Below are 18263 nucleotides of genomic sequence, written 5' to 3' on the forward strand. Positions count from 1 at the left end.
ATAATGCGGCGTTTCTCTAAAAAGCACTGCCTGAAGACACACAAATCAGAGGCCAAAATTGCATTCCTCTATAAGAAACCAATTGGTAGGGCTGTCTGGTTCTCTAAATGTACAGGTGCCGTTCCTAAAACGGATAGGAATGTGTAAATTGCATGGATTATTAATGACGCACGCGGAAGAGACGAAATGGATTATATTAGTTTACTGAACGAGTCGCAACGCAAGGCCGTGCTCCACACCAAGGGGCCAGCCATGATCATAGCGGGTGCCGGCTCAGGCAAAACAAGGGTACTCACCTACCGGATTGCACACCTCATCAGTTTGGGGGTCGATCCCTTCAACATACTGGCCCTGACCTTTACCAACAAGGCGGCCAAGGAAATGCGCAATCGTATCGAGAAAGTGATTGGTAACGAGGCTAAAAATATCTGGATGGGCACGTTCCACTCCGTGTTCTCGCGCATATTGCGTGCCGAGGCGGATAAGATCGGCTATCCGAAAAGCTTTACCATCTACGATACCGACGACTCCAAGACGCTCATTCGCAACATTGTGAAGGAGATGAACCTGGACGACAAGCTCTATAAGCCGAATGTGGTGCTGGGCCGTATTTCCTCCGCCAAGAACAAGCTGATCTCTGTGAAGCAGTACCTGAACGATACCGTGATTCAGGCCGACGACGAGGCTGCCATGCGCCCTAAGATCGGTAAGATATACGAACAGTACGCCAACCGCTGCTTCAAGGCCGGTGCCATGGACTTCGACGACCTGCTGTTCCAGACCAACGTGCTGTTCCGCGACCATCCGGACGCGCTTAACAAGTATCAGCACATTTTCAAGTTCGTGATGGTGGATGAGTACCAGGATACGAATTACTCGCAGTACCTCATCACGCGCAAACTGGCCGCCCAAAACCGCAACATTGTAGTGGTGGGTGACGATGCGCAGTCTATCTACGCTTTCCGTGGGGCCGATATCCAGAACATCCTCAACTTTGAGCGTGATTACCCGGAGCTGGAGGTGTTCAAACTGGAGCAGAACTACCGCTCTACCAAGAACATCGTGAACGCCGCCAACTCGGTGATTAAAAACAATTCGGCGCAGCTCAAGAAGGACGTCTATACCGACAATGAGCAGGGACCGCTGATCGAGGTGATCAAAGCCAATTCCGACAACGAAGAAGGCAAACTGGTGGCTACCTCCATCTTTGAGGAGAAGATGAACAACCACCTCTCCTACGACGACTTCGCCATCCTGTACCGCACCAATGCGCAGTCCAGAGCGATGGAAGAAGCCCTGCGCCGCATGAACATCCGATATAAGATTGTGGGTGGTCTGTCGTTTTACCAGCGTAAGGAGATCAAAGATTTGATCGCGTACCTGCGCCTGGTGGTGAACCCGAACGATGAGCAGGCCTTGCGCCGCGTGATCAACTACCCGAAAAGAGGGATTGGCGAGACAACCGAACAGAAGCTTTTTGTGACGGCCGACGAGACCAACCACAGTGTATGGGAAGTGATCCAGAATGCCGGTCAGTTCCTGGGTAACCGGGTAGGTACCGCCATCGAGAACTTCTCGATCATGATCAAGGATTTTGCCCGCATTGCCGATAACACCGACGCCTTTGAAGTAGCCAAGCACGTGGCCAAGCACTCCGGTATAGTCGACGACCTGTACCAGGACAAAACCGTAGAGGGCCTGGCCCGTTACGAGAACATTCAGGAGTTGCTCAACGGTATTAAGGAGTATGTAGATGATCCGGAGAAGGAAGACAAGAGTCTGTCGGCCTTTCTGCAGGACATCGCCCTGATTACGGATGCCGATACCAAAGCCGATATGGACGGTGAGTTTGTGACGCTAATGACGATCCACTCGGCCAAAGGCCTGGAGTTCAAGAACGTGTTCATCGTAGGTATGGAAGAGAACCTTTTCCCGAGCCAGATGATGCTGAACTCCCGCGCCGACCTGGAAGAGGAAAGACGCCTTTTTTATGTAGCCATCACCCGTGCCGAGAAAAAGCTATACCTGACCTACGCGACCAGCCGTTACCAGTGGGGCAACCTGCGCGCCTGCGAGAAGAGCCGCTTCCTCGACGAGATCGATCCGAAGTACCTCAACTTTAAATATGGCGAGCAGAACACGGCCAGTGGCGGTAACGTGTTCGACCGCGTGCTGCAGCGCAAGAGCAGCATCAGCAGTCTGGTGCAGCAGCCAGCGCGCAAGCAGGCCGCTACCGCCTATACCGCTCCTGCCGATTTTCAGCCAAGCGATACGTCGAATCTGGCTGCCGGCATGAAAGTAGAGCACCCTAAGTTCGGGTTTGGCGTAGTAAGCAAAATGGACACGCAGGGTAACAGCACCAAGGCCATTATCAACTTCGACGAAGTAGGCGAAAAAACCCTACTGTTGAGCTTTGCCAAGCTGCGGATACATAATTGATTTAGTGAATGAGTGAGTTAGTGATGGAGTGTTTTTTTTATTTTTGAATGGTGATTGAGTAGATAAGTGATAGTTTCTTGATGAATTATTTTTTCACTCACTAAAATTTCTATAAATCACTCAACCACTAAATCACTCAATAAAAAATCACTCATTCACTAAATCACTAAATCAAAAATAATTTACCCCTACATTTGAGATTCATAAATTGAAATAATGGAAGCAAGTACCACCTTTAAGCAGGACCTGTTGCTGCGCGAATACGGCAGAAACGTACAGGATCTTGTCAATCACATACTGAGCATTGAGGACAAAGCAGAGCGCACCCGCCTGTCATACCTGTTGATCAATCTAATGGCTAAGCTCAACCCACAGTTGCGCGACACCCAGGATTTTCAGCAAAAGCTCTGGAATCACCTGTTTGTGATGTCCGGCTCAAAGCTCGACGTGGATGCCCCTTATCCGCTCAGCGCCATGGAGTACCTCAACGACAAGCCGCAGCGCATGGAGTACCCACTCAGTACGCCCAGGTATAAGCACTACGGCCAGAACGTGGAGTTGCTCATACAACGCGCAACAGAGCTTGAGGACGATAAAGAGCGTGAAGCTGCGACCATTTCCATCGGGAAACTGATGAAGACGCTGTACCGATCTTACAACAAAGACAGTATTACAGATGATGTGATCCTAAGCGACATACAGCAAATCTCCAAAGGAAAGTTGAATCTGGATCCGTCTATGATTGAGAGCAATAGCCTGTTCGAATCTGTGAGCAGCAAGTCGCAGGACGGTGGCAGCAACCGCCCACAGCAACAGCAGCAAAACCGTGGCGGTGACAAGCGTAGCCACAAAAATACGAGACCAACTTCCAACCAACGAAACAAATAGTACTAAATGGCTTCATTTGAAGTAAAAGGCGGTGCAAAACTGCGCGGAGAAATCATTCCGCAGGGTGCCAAAAATGAGGCGCTTCAGATCCTGTGCGCCGTGCTTCTTACCCCCGAGAAAGTAACAATTTCTAATATCCCTGATATCCGGGACGTTAACCTACTGATTGACCTGCTGCGGTCGCTGGGCGTAAAAACAGAGCGCCTGTCGCCGGATACCTATATCTTTCAAGCAGATGACATCGACCTCGACTTCCTGGACTCCGAGCGTTTTGTAGAACTAGGTCGCGCCATACGAGGCTCCGTGATGATCGTGGGACCGATGCTGGCCCGCTTCGGCAAAGCAAAAATGCCGAAGCCGGGTGGCGACAAGATCGGCCGTCGCAGACTGGACACGCACTTTACAGGATTCGAAAAACTGGGTGCTTCTTTTGAATACAGCGCCGAAGATAATTTCTATACCGTCACCTCCTCTGGTTTGAAGGGCGCCTACATGCTGCTCGACGAAGCTTCTGTGACAGGTACAGCCAATATCCTGATGGCCGCTGTGCTGGCCAAAGGTACGACCACGATCTATAATGCGGCCTGTGAGCCTTATGTGCAGCAGCTTTGCCGTATGCTCAACCGCATGGGCGCGAAGATCAGCGGCATTGGCTCTAACCTGCTCGTAATAGAAGGTGTGGAACAGTTGGGAGGAACCGAGCACCGCATGTTACCTGACATGATCGAGATCGGTTCTTTCATCGGACTTGCTGCTATGACCGGATCAGAGATCACCATAAAAGACTGTCAGATTCCGGAGCTAGGTCTTATACCTGATACTTTCCAGCGACTGGGTATCAAAATGGAATTCCGTGGTGATGATATCTTTATACCTGAGCAGGACCGCTACGAGGTGGATACCTACATCGACGGCAGCATTCTGAACATCGCCGACCATACCTGGCCTGGCCTTACCCCGGATCTACTGAGCGTGGCTCTTGTAGTGGCAACGCAAGCAAAAGGCACTGTGCTGGTGCACCAGAAAATGTTCGAGAGCCGCCTATTCTTCGTTGACAAGCTTATCGACATGGGTGCTCAGATCATTCTGTGTGACCCTCACCGCGCTACCGTAATCGGTCAGAACAAGCAGATCCCGCTTCGTGGCATCCGCATGACGTCTCCTGACATTCGTGCTGGTGTTGCCTTGCTTATCGCAGCACTTTCTGCCGAAGGCACCAGCATCATCGACAACGTAGAGCAGATCGATCGCGGTTACCAGAACATCGACGGCCGACTGAATGCCTTGGGTGCACAGATCAGAAGAATGTAAATTCTTAGTCAAGATTTAATAAAGAAAGAGCGCTCAGGAATGGGCGCTCTTTCTTTATTTTGCTCGAAATAAAAAGCAATAGAGAATATTACTTATATTGAATTTAAAAGCGGCAGTTACGAAATACCATACCTACACATATAGTGCGGATAAACGTATGTTGTCGTTTGTCTGGTAGTTAGGTGGTATAAATGAGAAGAATGAAGACTCTGTTGTTACATATTCTTTTGCTCCTAAGCATACGAGCTTATGGACAAATCCCCGTGCTTCAGTACAACAATCAGCCAAATGAATCGACTATACAAAAAAATCTTGAAGGGAAGTATGATTTTTTAATTGCATACACAGAAGAAAGCTATTGGTGGAGCGATAGGCAGTTCTATCAAATTTTGGCACTTAAAGACGGACAATGGGACTTGATAACATTAGCCTCCAAAAAGAAGAAGAATGGCGACTTTAGGAAACCTAAAATCAGAGTGAGCTCATTTGACAATAATAAAGCACAATTGCTATTAAACCAGTTAGACCATTTAAGCTTTTGGACATTAAGTTCAGACTCTCTTAACATAACTCAAAGAGAAGACCCTGATTCTACACTAACCACATACACCCTGTATGACGCTGCAAATTATAAATTTGAAATAATGACAAAGGAGGGCTACAAAATTATAGAAGCATATGCACCAGATCACTTCCTTGAAAAGCTTCCAGAAATTAAGAGCAGGCAGAAGTTTATCGCTGGTAGGGACATCTTTATAGCAGCGTTGAAAAATTAAATCACCTAACAAGGTGCAGCTTTTAAGCTTCGGTTCCGCCTCGCTCATCAGCTGCACGAGCACGTTACCTATTCCTTCTCCCCTCTCCTACTGCCCTGGTACAGCTCATACTTGAGCAGACGGCAATCAATGGCGCCATTGTAGAGTGGAGTGCGTCTAGAGGCTCGTAAACCAATGCTTTTCGCGGCATCGAGGTTTCCAGTGAACACGAAGGCGTCGAAGCCCTGGTAGTTGTTCTTGAGCGTGTCCCCGATCTGCTTGTACAGCTGGTGAATGTCGTCTGACAGGATACGTTCGTTATAGGGCGGGTTCATGATCAAAACACCCTCTTCGGCCGCAGCTTTTGTCTCGAAGAAGTCAGCCATTTCCACTTTAATCACATGCTCTAGTCCGGCGTTCTCGATGTTTTTGCGGGCAGCCAGCACGTAATCCGGGTCAATGTCGTAGCCGATGATCCGGGCTTGTGGCTCGCGCTTTTCTTTGGCTTCAGCCGTCTTCCACACCATTTCAAAGAGCTCGGCGTTATAGTCTTTCCAGCTTTCAAAGCCATAGGGGTCGCGGCGGAAAATGCCCGGCGCGATGTTCTGCGCCATAAGCGCGGCTTCAATCAGGAAAGTACCGGAACCGGCCATTGGATCGATGAAGGTCGATTTCTTGTCCCAGCCGGACAGAGCAATAATGCCGGCGGCCAGCACCTCGTTCAGAGGTGCTACGTTGGTCTGCAGACGGTAACCACGGCGGTGCAGCGAGTCGCCGGAAGAGTCGAGCGAAAGGGTGACCATGTTCTCGTGCATGTGCAGGTTCAGGCGCACATCCGGGCGGATGCGGTCCACAGAAGGACGCTCGCCTGTGGCTTTTCGGAACTGGTCGACGATAGCGTCTTTAGTAAGCTGAGCTACAAAAAGCGAATGCTCAAAAGTAGAATGGCTTACAACGGCATCGATCGCAAAGGTCTGGTTCAGGTCAAACACCTCGACCCAGTTGGTTTTCTGTACCTGTTCGTAGAGGTCGCGCTCGTTGCGGGCTTTGAAATTACGGAGAGGCCTGAGAATGCGAATGGCGGTGCGGCACCAGAGGTTGGCTTCGTAGAGTTGGCGCAGGTTACCCGAAAAAGAAACTGCGCGGTTGCCTACTTTGATATACTCTACTTCAAGCGCCCGCAGTTCTTCTGCCAGCACTTCCTCCAGTCCACTGAGCGTTGTGGCAACTATATTGAAATTAACGCTCTGCTTTTGCTTCGCCATTTGCTATACCTGTTAAACCGCAAAAATAATGGTAATTTAGTTAAGAGTTAGGAGTTGTAATCAATTTAAGAGTTTGAGGCTTATTGTGGTGGTTTCTTTAGTAAGGAAAGAGTAAAAAAAAGTCGCTATACCTGCTGGCATAGTGGTCAGCCACTCAGAATTAGCTTTAGCCTTTGCCTTGAGCTGAACATCATAAAACCCTATACCTATAGCTACATCGCCTCAACTCTTAGCGCATAACTTTTAACTCTTATCTAAATAAAAACTATTTTTGCCCGTAAATACCCGTTTATGAAATTCGAGAAAGACTTTTCCCTTAAACCTTACAATACGTTTGGCATCGATGCCAGGGCCAGGCATTTTGCACGCTTCGACAGTGTGCAGGAATTGCAGGAACTGCTGCAGCGGCCGGAGGTGAAGGAAGAGCCGAAGCTCATTTTAGGCGGGGGTAGTAACTTGCTGTTCACCAAAGATTTTGAAGGCATTGTGCTGCTCAATGGCATTAAAGGTATGGAAGTGCTGCGCGAAGACGGTGGCTATACCTACGTGCGGGCCGGTGGCGGTGAGAAGTGGCACGACCTGGTGCTCTATTGTCTTGAAAATGATCTGGGTGGCATTGAGAACATGTCGCTTATACCTGGCACGGTGGGAGCCGCTCCCCTGCAGAACATTGGGGCCTATGGTGTAGAGCTAAAGGATGTGTTTGTAGAACTGGAAGCCGTGCAGCTCGAGACCGGTCAGGTCCATACCTTCGACAAGGAGGCCTGCCAGTTCGGGTACCGTGAGAGCGTCTTCAAACACAGCCTGAAGGGACAGTATGTAGTAACGAGCGTGACCCTGCGTCTTCGTAAAAACCCAGAGTTGAATACCACTTATGGCGCTATCCAGACCACACTGCAGGAGATGCAGGTGCTACAGCCAACCATACATGATGTAAGCGCTGCCGTTTGCCATATCCGCCGCAGCAAACTTCCCGACCCGGCCCAGATTGGCAATGCCGGCAGTTTTTTCAAAAACCCGGAAATTCCGCTGCTCCTCTTTGATGTGCTCAAGGAAAAACACCCTGATATGCCGGCCTACCCTGTGTCTGAGACCAGTGTGAAAGTGCCTGCTGGCTGGCTGATTGAGCAATGTGGCTGGAAAGGAAAGATGATCGATAACTACGGCGTGCACAAAAACCAGGCGCTGGTGCTGGTAAACTATGGTGGTGCAAAAGGCGAAAACCTGTTGCAGCTGGCACACGATATCATTCAGTCGGTACAGGAGAAATTCGGTATTTCGCTGCACCCGGAGGTAAACATTATCTAAGCATCAGGACTTCCGGGAGGCGCTAAAATTTTTATTTAACTTCCCTAACTTATTTAAACAGGCTGCGATATATAGGGTAGACTATAATAGCTTACAACCCTATGAAAATTTATATACTGCGTTACCTCCTGTTATTTCTGGCGCTTCCCCTTGTGCTGGCATCCTGTGACAAAGACGATCCTGAACCTACTAAAACTGACCTCGTTGTAGCACACGAATGGCAGGGAGAACGCGTGCTGGTCAATGGTTTTGACGTATCAGACCGCCCCGAGATCAAAGACATGCTGCTCGACATTAAGAGCACACGCCTGACCCTGCGCCGCGACGGCACTTACACCGCAGTATACGACCAGGCAGGCACCCCACAAACTACCACCGGAACCTGGGAATTCAAGGAAAATGAAACAATCATCTACTTCGATCTGCTCGGCGACCTACAGATAGAAAGCCTGACTCCCACCAACATGGACCTGATCACCACCGTGAACCGCAACAACACAAGCTTCGATGCGAAGGTCCAGTTTGTGAAGAAAGACTAAATTCAGTAAGTTAGGGCTGGCTAATGCCCTTCGTGCGCCTTCATGACAGATTTTCCAGCGCAGGACAGGATCCATGTAATTTATCTTTTACTATAAAATCATTCTATGAGAATTCAAAAATTACTCACTTTCCTGTTTGCCTTGCTCCTGGTAACCAGCATGACCTCGTGCGACAAAGACAAGGACAAAGAGCCGACAAACAAAGACATATTAGCATCCAGCATCTGGAAAGGCGAATCTATCTGGGCCTATGGCAGCGATATTTCCGATCTGTTTATGGATGAACTCGGTTATGACATCAAAAAGAACACAATTAAGTTTGACAAAGCGGGCACGTATGTGGACTCCTACGAGAGAACTTCGTTGAACGGCACCTGGGAGTTTGCGGATAATGACAAATCCATCATCTTTGATAAGGGAACCGAAGATGAGTACAAAGCAAGCGTACTGATGCTTACCGATAAAGAGCTTCGGATGGAGCAGACGCTAGAGGACGATGGTGAGTCCCTAACACTGGAGGTTCGATTCATACGATAAACAAAAAAGGCTCCCTTGCAGGAGCCTTTTTTTATTTCAGTACAGCCAGGGTGGCACCATCGCCTCCCCTTTCCTCGGCCTCGCTGGCCAGGCTGACCACTTCCGGCACAGAGTACAGGTAGTCGCGCACGACTTGCCGCAGCACTCCGTTACCACGTCCGTGCACGATCTTAATTTCAGGTATACCCAGCATAATTGCTTCGTCGGTGAAGTTCATTACTTTGTTTAAAGCATCTTCGGCATACTCGCCCCGAATATCAATCGAAGAGCCAAAGTCGGCCATACGTTGCGTGATGTTCATGCCGCGGGTATAACCCTCTGCTGTTTCGGCTTTCTTTTGCTTTTTGGTCTGCGCCTCGGCTCGTTCCAGATTGTCCACCTTCACGATCGTTTTCAGACCACCGAACAACACCTCCGCAGTCTTACCTTTTATACCTACAATCTCTCCCACCGAATCCTGTCCGATCAGTGCTACCGTGTCGCCGGCTTTAAGTGGACCGCCGTTGCTGGCAATTCGCTTATGAGCAGGGCGCGGCTCTTCTTTGCGCACCTTTTCGGTGGCAAATTCTTCGAGTTCGCGGCGGGCCAGTTTGGTCTGCTCCTTCTCGGCCTGACTTTGCTTGATTTGCTGGATGGTAGCCTCGATCTTCTGGTTGGCATCTTTCAGCAGGAGTTTGGCCTTACCTTTGGCCTCACGCATCACATCCTGCTTGCTCTCCTCCAGGAAGTTCTTCAAGTCAGTATACTCCTTTACATTGCGTTTCAGCTTCAGTTCCAGCGCTGTGGCTTCTTTCAGCTTCTTCTCCAATTCCTGCTTCTCTGTTTCGAGCTCCTCCAACAAGCGGTCGTAGCGAATCTTGTCTTTACCTACTAGACTGCTGGCCTTGTCTACGATATGCCTTGGCAGACCAATCTTACGGGCAATCTCAATTGCAAACGAAGAACCCGGCTTCCCGATCTCCAGTTGGTAGAGCGGCTGCAGGTTTTTGTGATCGTAGCGCATGGCCCCGTTCACAATGCCCGGCGTACGCTCGGCGAAGTTCTTCAGGTTGGTATAGTGCGTTGTGATCACGCCAAACACCTTGCTGTCGTTGAGGTTCTGCAGCACGGCTTCGGCGATAGCACCGCCCAGCACGGGTTCTGTGCCTGTACCAAATTCATCTATCAGCACCAAACTCTTGCTATCGGCCACCGTCACAAACTTTTTCATGTTGGTGAGGTGCGAACTATAGGTACTCAGATCGTTTTCGATGGACTGCTCATCCCCGATATCGATGAAGATGTCGTGAAAAATACCAGCTTCCGAGTTATCAGTTACAGGTATAAGCATGCCGGTCTGCAGCATGTACTGCACCAGGCCCACCGTCTTCAAGCTCACCGATTTACCACCTGCGTTCGGGCCGGAAATCAGCAGGATGCGCTGCTCGCGGGTCAGTTCCAGATCCATCGGCACTGTCGGTTTACCCAGTTGCTTATGCGACAGGTATAGCAGCGGGTGAATGGCTTCTTTCCAGGCGATGTGCGGGTACTTGTGCAGCTTCGGCATCGTTGCCTCTATGCGTCTGGCAAAGGCCGCCTTGGCTCGTATAAAGTCCAGCAGGCCCAGGTATTGATAAGCTTTGCGCAACTCGGGTATAAAGTTGCGGAGCGTATTGGTCAGCCCTACCAGTATGCGGATCAACTCGCGGTGGTAGGCATTCTCCAGGTCTTTGATGTCGTTGTTGAGTTCGAAAATAGACTCCGGCTCAATGTATACTGTCTGCCCCGTATTCGATTCGTCGTGGATCAAGCCTTTGATGCGGCGCTTGTGCTCGGCGATGACAGGTATAACCAAACGGCCACCGCGAATGGTTGGCTCGGCATCGCCGGGTGTCCAGCCTTCGTTTTTAGCGTGGCGCATGATCGAGCTGATCGTCTTACGCAATTGCCCCTGCTGCGCGATCAGGTCGCGCTTGTATCGCTGTAGCTCAGGCGAGGCGTCGTCGCGCACGGCACCGGCATCGTCCACTACTTTGTCGAGGGCAGCGATTAGGGAGCGCTCAACCATGATATTAGCACCCAGGGCTTTCAGGGCTTCAAACTTACCCTCTTCAGTGCTGGAAATAAAGCGCTGTGAGTCGCGGATAGTGCGCAGCGACATTTTAATTTCGAAGAAGGCCTGCACTTCCAGGAAAGTACCAGGTATAGCGGCCCGGTCGAGGTAGGCGGTTACATCGAAGTAATGCTGCAGCGGAATCTCGGCGTCGGACTCGAGCAGTTGTTTGAACTCGTTCGTTTGCTCCAGCAGGCGCTGCACCAGGTCATGGCGGTTCAGGAAGGTCATGCGGCTGACGAACTGTCGGCCAAGTGGGCTCAGGCAAAGTTCCGAAAGCATTTCGCGTACCTGCGCAAAGCCAATTTTTATTTCAAAGTTATCTGGATAGATCAATTGTTATCTCTTAGATTTAGGGCAAATTTAGCATATTATAACAAGTAAAGGTGCTGCTTTCGTTCGCTGTGGTTTTATAAATTGTTGGGAATTAAAATTGTTTAAGGCTAATTCTCTGATGCATGGTTTGGTATGAAAGCCTGCAAGCAATTGACCTAATCCTGCCCCTCCCAAGAGGGGAATATCAATGAACGATTTTTCGTGCACAATTAGAGCAGGTTTGGTGCACGATTCGGACAGGTCGCGACCTGTCCCTACAATGAAACGATGCTGTGTAGCACCACGACTTTATGGTATAACTTCGCTACAATCAAACTCTTTAACTCTTAAACTTTTTAACTCCCAAACTCATATGGTTCTCGACAAACTTACCAACGCCGACCGCTATACCTGCATGCACCCGCTTTTTGCGCAGGCTTTCCAGTTTTTGCAGGAAGCTGACCTGATGACGCTCCCGCTTGGGCAAAAAGCAATTGTGGGCAAAGACTTATTTGCGATCATCTCCGATGGCAGCGGTATACCTGAGTCGGACGCCAAAATAGAGGTGCACCGCCGCTACATCGACATACAGTTCGTAATTGAAGGCACCGACCACATGGGCTGGAGAGATCTGGCGCTGTGCAGCGAGCCCAACGACCCGTATACCGACGAACGGGATGCTGCTTTCTTTCCGGACAAACCTGCTTTCTGGTTTGATGTGCCGGCTGGTTCCTTCACCATTTTTTACCCCGACGATGCCCACGCTGCCATGATCACAGAAAAGAATGTACGCAAGGTGGTGCTGAAGATTGCCGTGAGGCCGGAAGGCCCTGTAGAGGTATGAAAAAGCTAGCCTCTTTGCTGGCCTTTCTCTGTCTGGCTACCGCAGCTAGCGCACAATCACAGCCTGACTCGCTCAAAAATCGCGCGTTTGGGAGTTATATTTTCATTCCTGTTGAATTCCCGATCATCGACAACAAGGGCTTTGAGAATGCGGTGGCTGCAGCCGGATTACCGGATGCTAAGCAGCCGCCTGCGACCTTAGGTATTGGGTTCCAGTTCTACGCGAACCGCGGCATCAGCACGATTTCTTTTGCAAAAGGTACCCGCAGAAAAGAGAAAGATACCTATCTGACGGAAATGGAATACCGATCATTCTCCTTCAACTTCGGTTATGACCTGACCAAAAGCCATCGGTATGCGCTATACCCATACCTGGGCTTCAAGGGCAATGGACTCAACTACCTGTACCGCGAGAAACTAGATGAGACGACAGACCTGGAAGATTACCTGGAAAATGACCTGCAGTATAAGGAAATTCACAACTCGAGAGCACATCTGGACTTGGGGTTCGGCTTTGCCAGACAGTCTTTTTATCTGATCAATGCCCGGGTAGGCTATCTCGTTCCACTCGAAAAATCACGCTGGACCATCAACGACTACCTGCACCTGAGTGCTGCGCCAGGTACCAGGTATAGGTTCTACTTTTCGCTCAACATCGGCTTTGGCGCAATCTTCACCGAAGACGATGTCAGAAGAAGGTACAGCAATTAACGGGTCAGTTTCAGCAAGTCTCTAATCAGACCCGACTCTGTTTTGAGTATAGGGAATTGGTCTAATACATCCAGAAAGCCAGTCAACAGATGCGGATTGTCGGCTATATTTGAGAAGCAGGCGATCAGCACATCGTTTTCAGGTATACGGATGACGAGATTGCTGAAGCCGCTGGTGTTGCCGGTGTGGTACATTTCCAGTCCTCCCGATTTGCGTCGGCTGAAGAACCAGCCCATCCCATAGAAGCCATTCGTATAGTCAGGTATAGGTACGTATACCTGTTCCAGCGCAGGTGCCATACCTGATTGCTGACTGAGCGCCCGGTGCCACCGATCGTAGTCCCGAACGGAGGTATAGATACAGCCGTCGCCTTTGGTAGCCGTGCAGCTGCCCTGGTCAGCCAGAACGATATCGCCCACCTCATTTCGTGCATAGCCCATCGCACGCGCAGGTATAGCCTTGCCCATTCCGTAAAGCATGGTGTGGTCCATACCGAGTGGCTCAAAAATCCGCTGTTGCAAGAAATCGGCGTAAGCTATACCTGACACCTGCTCCACCACCAGCGCCAGCAGCACGTAGCCGGTGTTGCTATACCTGTATTGGGTATCGGGTGCGAAGTAGGTCTTAGATTGAGCGGCTGCAATTGCCAGCACTTCTTCATCGCTGATCTGCCAGTCGGGTTGCTCTTCTACAAACTCCTCATAATCCAGCAGGCCGGAGGTATGGCAGAGCAAATGCCGCAATTTCACCTGTGCTCCTATACCTGCCGGGAACGTTGGGAAGAACTGCTGCAGGGTATCGTCGTAAGACAAGCGCCCCTCCTGCTCCAGCAGCTGAATGCACATTGCCGTAAACTGCTTGCTCATAGAAGCTAACCGGAAAGTGGTGTCGGGTGTAATCCGTTCGCCGGTGGAAAGATCGGCTATACCTATACCGCCTGCATACAGCTCCTCACTGGCCACTGAAACCAGCATTGCTGCGCCAGGACCATCGGAGGTATAACAACTGCTCAGGTGCTCGTCTAACGCTTTTTTTAAATGCTGTAGCATCGGAATTTGATTTGGGCTATACCTTAAAATTTCTCCTCCACCCCGAGTCCGAACAAAGCGTAGTCGTACTTTACCGGATCCTGTGGGTCGAAAGTGCGCAGGTGGTCGGTCAGTTCCTCGGCCGTTTGCCAGTCCATGCCTTTGCGGGTGATCAGGCCAAGTCGGCGGGCCACCCGCTCCACATGCACATCGCAGGGACAGACCAGATCGGCAGGCTGCATGGTATGCCAGATTCCGAAGTCCACGCCGCCGTCAGCGGGGCGCACCATCCAGCGCAGGTACATGTTCAGGCGCTTGCAAGCCGACTTACGGGCCGGAGTGGAAATATGCTTGCGTGTGCGGTGCGGGGCATCCTCCAGACTAAAAACCAGGTTATGAAAATGCTCCAGCCGCTCTTTTTGTGTCCTGACCTCGTTCCGCTCTCCTGTAAAAGCCGTCTCCAGACTCTCGTGCTGCTGGTAGTACCATCGGAACCAGTGGATCAGGTATAGCAGGTCGGTATCGTTGAAAGTACGGTGTTTGAAGCCGAGAAATCTAGGCAGGTCCTGCTCCTGGTGCTGCAATATAAACTCGTGCGGGGCATTGTCCATCAGGTCCATCAGCTTCAGGCAGTTGTTGATGATCGTTTTGCGCTGCCCCCAGGCCAGGATGGACGCAAAAAAGCCACTGATCTCGATGTCCTGTTTTTTAGTGAAACGGTGGGGTATGGAGACCGGGTCGTTCGGAATAAAGTTGGGCTGGTTGTAGCGTGCTACCCGGTTGTCAAGGAGGGCTTTGATCTGAGCGATATCCTGTTTCATGTGCTTGGTACGAGAAATGGCGCTATGCAAGTTAAGTAATATGCAGCAGGTAGCCCAGTTTTCAGCTGCCAACTGCAGGTATAAAACGGCAACAAAAAAGCCCAGACATCGCTGCCCGGGCTTTTTCTTTATCGCTATACCTGCTTAGGGCATGTAAGACAATTCTACTCTGAACTTCTGATCAATGGCGCCCAGTTTCTGGCAGGCTTTCTTGGAAAGACGCACTACCACGTTGTTGTTCTCGCCTGTGCTAGGCAGTTTACCGATCACACGCACATACACTACCTGATCGTTCATGGCGTTTTTCACCTGCATAATGGTGCCTACCGGAGCTGTTTTGTGCAGCGCCAGGTATTTGTTGGTATCTGCTTTCGGGTCGATCATTTCGGCCATACCTGTTTCAAGGATCTTCTTGGCACCAGACACAGAGTCTACCATCTCTTCATCATCGTCATCCTTAACGCTGGTAGCAGGTGCCGGTGTGGCAGGCTGCGGCGTCAGCACAACGTGTGTATTGGTCGGAGTAGTTGGAGCAGCTACAGGGTCTGTAGAAGCTACCGCTGTTTCCGTTACCTTATCTTTTGCAATCTCGTCATCCGTCTCGCTCACGTAGATGGGGTTCTTGGAAGGAACCGGCTGGCCTTTGCCTACGATCAGCAAAGCACCTACACTGATCGTGTTATCCGGCAGGTTGTTCCAACGCTTAATGTCATCCACTTTCACGGCATGCATGCGCGAGATGGAGTACAGCGTCTGCTGCGGCTCTACCTGGTGCAGTTTCTCACCACGGCTGTTCACAGTAAAAGTACGGTTGCTGGCCGTGCCTGCGGCAGGCGCCTGCTTAACAGCGGGAGATGCTGCGGCATACTTACGCGGAATCAGCACCAGCTGCCCAACATTGATCGTGGTTTCTACGGATGGGTTGGAGTCCACGATCTGGGCCACGGATACACCATACTTTCTGGACAGGGCGTAGAGCGTTTCTCTTGGCTCTACGCGGTGCTGCACGTATACCTTACCGTTCTTACGCTCCACACCAACCGAGTCGCGCAGGGCAACCATGTCGAAGGCTGAAGCCGAAATAGGAAGCAGCGGTATTGCTACAAGGGCGATAAGTAAAATTCGGATCATAGCTAAAAGTCGAACTAAAAATTAAAGAGAATATGCCTTCAAGGTTGTTTTGTTTTGCACGAAATACAAACTGCGCATAAAGATAAAAAAAGTATCTGAACCTACGCCATCAATTGCACCTGCAAGTAACTCATTTAAGTGCAAAAAACCATTTAAATCAAAAATAGCCAGAAAATTATCTAACTTATTTACACCCGTCTTAAGGTAATAGCTCACCACCAGACAGGTGTCCGTTTCGGCATACTCCAGGACACTTACAGGCTCACAATCAAGCTCCTGCGCCAAAAAATCGCGTACCTGACCGAAATAAGTTTCCCCCTCCCGGTATAGGTGTGGGTACTGCACAGCCCCAAATCGGATTTGATGGAAGCGCTGCACCCGATCAGCCGCCTCTTTTTGACTGATATCGTTTTGAATGGTTTTACCGTAACCGCTTTCCAGCAAAAGCAGTTCCCCGCTTTCCTGACTAATATCGTAAGCCAGTAGTCCTTGTTCCTCTATTCCATAAAATGCCAGCTCCGGCTGCTGCCACAGCGCTATACCTGAGTCAGTTGCAAAAGCCCGTATACCTTTGTGCTGCCCCAACTTGCGGTCGCCGTAGCCATGCAGGTATAGCACATGTTCGTGCACGTCTTCCAGCCCCAGCCACCAGGTGTTAGGATCGGGCAATTTAAGCTCCTGCAACTGGCCAGCAGGCAGGTGCAAGGTATAGAAGCGGGCCTGCAGCAGGTCGGCGTCACGCACCTCCAGCGCCAGCCAACCACCGGGGGCATCCAGGCGAATGCGCCACACGTGCGCCTCAAAGTCGTATTTAAAAAGCAGGGAAAGGATAAGCGGGATTTTTTTAGTATCTTATTTCCGATAAAGCCCAAATGTATGAAATCTAAAGCAAAAATATGGCCCTGGTCTTACCTCCTCTTGCTGGCCCTACTCTTTTCTTGCACGTCTGCCTGGGCGCAGGAGCGCCAGAAGGTGTTCATCATGGAGATCAGCTCGGAGATCGACCCACGTACCAACCGCTATACTCAGCTGGCCTTGGAAGAGGCCACCCGCGTGGAAGCTGACCATGTGCTGCTGAAGCTGAACACCTACGGGGGTGCCGTGAATGATGCTGACGCCATTCGCCTGCGCCTGCTCGAGTATCCGAAGCCGATCTATGTTTTTATCGACAAAAACGCTGCCTCGGCCGGAGCACTTATTTCCATTGCCTGCGACAGCATTTACATGGCGCCGGGTGCCAACATCGGTGCAGCCACGGTGGTCGGTGCCGACGGGCAGGCCGCGCCGGGCAAGTACCAAAGCTACATGCGTTCGATTATGCGCTCCACCGCCGAAGCCAACGGCCGCAACCCCAGACTGGCCGAAGCCATGGTAGACGCTGCTGTGGACAGTACTTTGTCGGCAGATCAGGTACTTACCCTCACCACTTCCGAAGCCATCCTGCACGGCTTCAGCGAAGGACAGGCCAACAACATCGAGGAAGTGCTGCAAAAGCTTAATCTGCAGGACGCCGAGATCGTCCGCTACGAACTTAGCACGACAGACAAAGTCATTTCCTTTTTCCTGAACCCCGTTATCAGCGGCATCCTCATCCTAATCATCATCGGCGGCCTCTGGTTCGAACTGCAGACCCCGGGTGTGGGCTTTCCGCTCATAGCCGCTATTGTAGCCGGCGTGCTATACCTGACGCCCTTCTACCTCAACGGACTGGCCGAGCATTGGGAGGTCCTGTTGTTCATTGTAGGGCTGGTGCTCATTGGCCTGGAGGTATTTGTCATTCCTGGGTTTGGGGTGACAGGTATAAGCGGCATTGTGCTCGTATTTCTGTCGCTGCTGCTCATCATGGTCAACAACCAGGCCTTTGACTTTACGTTCGTTTCGTCTGAGCGCCTGATGGAAAGCCTGGTATCGGTGTTGCTCGGTATGATCAGTGCTGTGATCATTGTGGTGCTGACCTGGAATCGTGTGCTGGGAAGCCGGGCCCTGCGCCGTGTCACGCTTGTCAATACCTTCGAAAGCAAGGAAGGCTACCGCTCCAGCCACTCTGCCGAGCACCTGATCGGTAAAACAGGTATAGCCTACACCCGCATGGCGCCAAGTGGACGCGTGATGATAGACGACAACGTATACGACGCACAGGCCCGCGACGGCTTCATCGACAAAGGCGATGTGGTGCAGGTGATCGACCAAAGTACCTTTGCCCTGCGGGTGAAGAAAGTTTAGAAAAGGAGGGTGCAGCATAAGTGGGAAGCCCTTTCTGTGCCATGCAACCCTTTCTGT

General features: G+C 50.8%; 16 protein-coding genes. 10 read left to right on the top strand and 6 right to left on the bottom strand.

The window, feature by feature from the left end:
- The first annotated feature begins 186 nt into the window (after positions 1–186).
- From L1278_RS16210 to L1278_RS16225, 4 genes are all read left to right on the top strand, one after another.
- Positions 187–2439, top strand: a complete 2253-nt coding sequence (locus tag L1278_RS16210) for an ATP-dependent helicase (RefSeq protein WP_253406067.1) — start codon at positions 187–189, stop codon at positions 2437–2439.
- Between the two features lie 216 nt (positions 2440–2655).
- Entirely contained in the window at positions 2656–3327 is a 672-nt protein-coding gene (locus L1278_RS16215; RefSeq protein WP_253406068.1) for a DUF4290 domain-containing protein, read from the top strand.
- A gap of 6 nt (positions 3328–3333) precedes the next feature.
- Positions 3334–4638 carry a UDP-N-acetylglucosamine 1-carboxyvinyltransferase gene (murA, locus tag L1278_RS16220; RefSeq protein WP_253406069.1) on the top strand — a complete coding sequence of 435 codons (1305 nt, stop codon included), beginning with the start codon at positions 3334–3336 and terminating at the stop codon, positions 4636–4638.
- 263 nt (positions 4639–4901) lie between these two features.
- The gene (locus tag L1278_RS16225; protein WP_253406070.1) at positions 4902–5414 is read left to right on the top strand and encodes a hypothetical protein; all 513 of its coding nucleotides are present in this window, start codon (positions 4902–4904) and stop codon (positions 5412–5414) included.
- A 68-nt stretch (positions 5415–5482) separates the two neighbouring features.
- Here L1278_RS16225 and L1278_RS16230 read toward each other — a convergent pair whose 3' ends face one another.
- A complete protein-coding gene (locus L1278_RS16230) occupies positions 5483–6658 on the bottom strand; it encodes a class I SAM-dependent RNA methyltransferase (protein WP_253406071.1) in 1176 nt (391 codons plus the stop codon).
- 291 nt (positions 6659–6949) lie between these two features.
- Here L1278_RS16230 and murB point away from each other — a divergent pair, with 291 nt between their 5' ends.
- From murB to L1278_RS16245, 3 genes are all read left to right on the top strand, one after another.
- Positions 6950–7966, top strand: coding sequence for a UDP-N-acetylmuramate dehydrogenase (murB, locus tag L1278_RS16235; RefSeq protein ID WP_253406072.1), 1017 nt, complete (start codon positions 6950–6952; stop codon positions 7964–7966).
- Between the two features lie 101 nt (positions 7967–8067).
- Entirely contained in the window at positions 8068–8505 is a 438-nt protein-coding gene (locus L1278_RS16240; RefSeq protein ID WP_253406073.1) for a hypothetical protein, read from the top strand.
- A 105-nt stretch (positions 8506–8610) separates the two neighbouring features.
- Positions 8611–9042: a hypothetical protein gene (locus L1278_RS16245; RefSeq protein ID WP_253406074.1), complete on the top strand. Its 432-nt coding sequence runs from the start codon at positions 8611–8613 to the stop codon at positions 9040–9042.
- Positions 9043–9073: 31 nt separating this feature from the next.
- On the opposite strand, the gene L1278_RS16250 is transcribed toward L1278_RS16245, so the two are convergent.
- Positions 9074–11470: an endonuclease MutS2 gene (locus tag L1278_RS16250; RefSeq protein ID WP_253406075.1), complete on the bottom strand. Its 2397-nt coding sequence runs from the start codon at positions 11468–11470 to the stop codon at positions 9074–9076.
- A gap of 352 nt (positions 11471–11822) precedes the next feature.
- On the opposite strand from L1278_RS16250, the gene L1278_RS16255 reads away from it, so the two are divergent.
- Both L1278_RS16255 and L1278_RS16260 read left to right on the top strand, forming a co-directional pair.
- Entirely contained in the window at positions 11823–12293 is a 471-nt protein-coding gene (locus L1278_RS16255; protein WP_253406076.1) for a YhcH/YjgK/YiaL family protein, read from the top strand.
- A complete protein-coding gene (locus tag L1278_RS16260; protein ID WP_253406077.1) occupies positions 12290–13003 on the top strand; it encodes a hypothetical protein in 714 nt (237 codons plus the stop codon). Before L1278_RS16255 ends, L1278_RS16260 begins: the two co-directional genes overlap by 4 nt.
- Here L1278_RS16260 and L1278_RS16265 read toward each other — a convergent pair.
- The 4 genes from L1278_RS16265 to L1278_RS16280 form a co-directional block, all read right to left on the bottom strand.
- Entirely contained in the window at positions 13000–14052 is a 1053-nt protein-coding gene (locus L1278_RS16265; RefSeq protein WP_253406078.1) for a serine hydrolase, read from the bottom strand. The genes L1278_RS16260 and L1278_RS16265 overlap by 4 nt on opposite strands.
- A gap of 23 nt (positions 14053–14075) precedes the next feature.
- Positions 14076–14852, bottom strand: a complete 777-nt coding sequence (locus L1278_RS16270; RefSeq protein ID WP_253406079.1) for a TIGR02757 family protein — start codon at positions 14850–14852, stop codon at positions 14076–14078.
- A 144-nt stretch (positions 14853–14996) separates the two neighbouring features.
- Positions 14997–15983, bottom strand: coding sequence for a LysM peptidoglycan-binding domain-containing protein (locus L1278_RS16275; protein ID WP_253406080.1), 987 nt, complete (start codon positions 15981–15983; stop codon positions 14997–14999).
- A gap of 21 nt (positions 15984–16004) precedes the next feature.
- Positions 16005–16775, bottom strand: a complete 771-nt coding sequence (locus L1278_RS16280) for a DUF4905 domain-containing protein (RefSeq protein ID WP_253406081.1) — start codon at positions 16773–16775, stop codon at positions 16005–16007.
- Between the two features lie 84 nt (positions 16776–16859).
- On the opposite strand from L1278_RS16280, the gene L1278_RS16285 reads away from it, so the two are divergent.
- Entirely contained in the window at positions 16860–18206 is a 1347-nt protein-coding gene (locus tag L1278_RS16285; RefSeq protein WP_253406082.1) for a nodulation protein NfeD, read from the top strand.
- Positions 18207–18263: the final 57 nt, after the last annotated feature.

It is taken from the genome of Pontibacter sp. HSC-36F09, from assembly GCF_024171605.1.
Lineage (GTDB): Bacteria > Bacteroidota > Bacteroidia > Cytophagales > Hymenobacteraceae > Pontibacter.

Coding starts and splice junctions, on each gene's coding strand:
- L1278_RS16210 (WP_253406067.1), top strand. CDS start 187: ATGGATTATATTAGTTTACTGAACGAGTCGCAACGCAAGGCCGTGCTC.
- L1278_RS16215 (WP_253406068.1), top strand. CDS start 2,656: ATGGAAGCAAGTACCACCTTTAAGCAGGACCTGTTGCTGCGCGAATAC.
- murA (WP_253406069.1), top strand. CDS start 3,334: ATGGCTTCATTTGAAGTAAAAGGCGGTGCAAAACTGCGCGGAGAAATC.
- L1278_RS16230 (WP_253406071.1), bottom strand. CDS start 6,658: ATGGCGAAGCAAAAGCAGAGCGTTAATTTCAATATAGTTGCCACAACG.
- murB (WP_253406072.1), top strand. CDS start 6,950: ATGAAATTCGAGAAAGACTTTTCCCTTAAACCTTACAATACGTTTGGC.
- L1278_RS16240 (WP_253406073.1), top strand. CDS start 8,068: ATGAAAATTTATATACTGCGTTACCTCCTGTTATTTCTGGCGCTTCCC.
- L1278_RS16245 (WP_253406074.1), top strand. CDS start 8,611: ATGAGAATTCAAAAATTACTCACTTTCCTGTTTGCCTTGCTCCTGGTA.
- L1278_RS16255 (WP_253406076.1), top strand. CDS start 11,823: ATGGTTCTCGACAAACTTACCAACGCCGACCGCTATACCTGCATGCAC.
- L1278_RS16260 (WP_253406077.1), top strand. CDS start 12,290: ATGAAAAAGCTAGCCTCTTTGCTGGCCTTTCTCTGTCTGGCTACCGCA.
- L1278_RS16265 (WP_253406078.1), bottom strand. CDS start 14,052: ATGCTACAGCATTTAAAAAAAGCGTTAGACGAGCACCTGAGCAGTTGT.
- L1278_RS16270 (WP_253406079.1), bottom strand. CDS start 14,852: ATGAAACAGGATATCGCTCAGATCAAAGCCCTCCTTGACAACCGGGTA.
- L1278_RS16275 (WP_253406080.1), bottom strand. CDS start 15,983: ATGATCCGAATTTTACTTATCGCCCTTGTAGCAATACCGCTGCTTCCT.
- L1278_RS16285 (WP_253406082.1), top strand. CDS start 16,860: ATGAAATCTAAAGCAAAAATATGGCCCTGGTCTTACCTCCTCTTGCTG.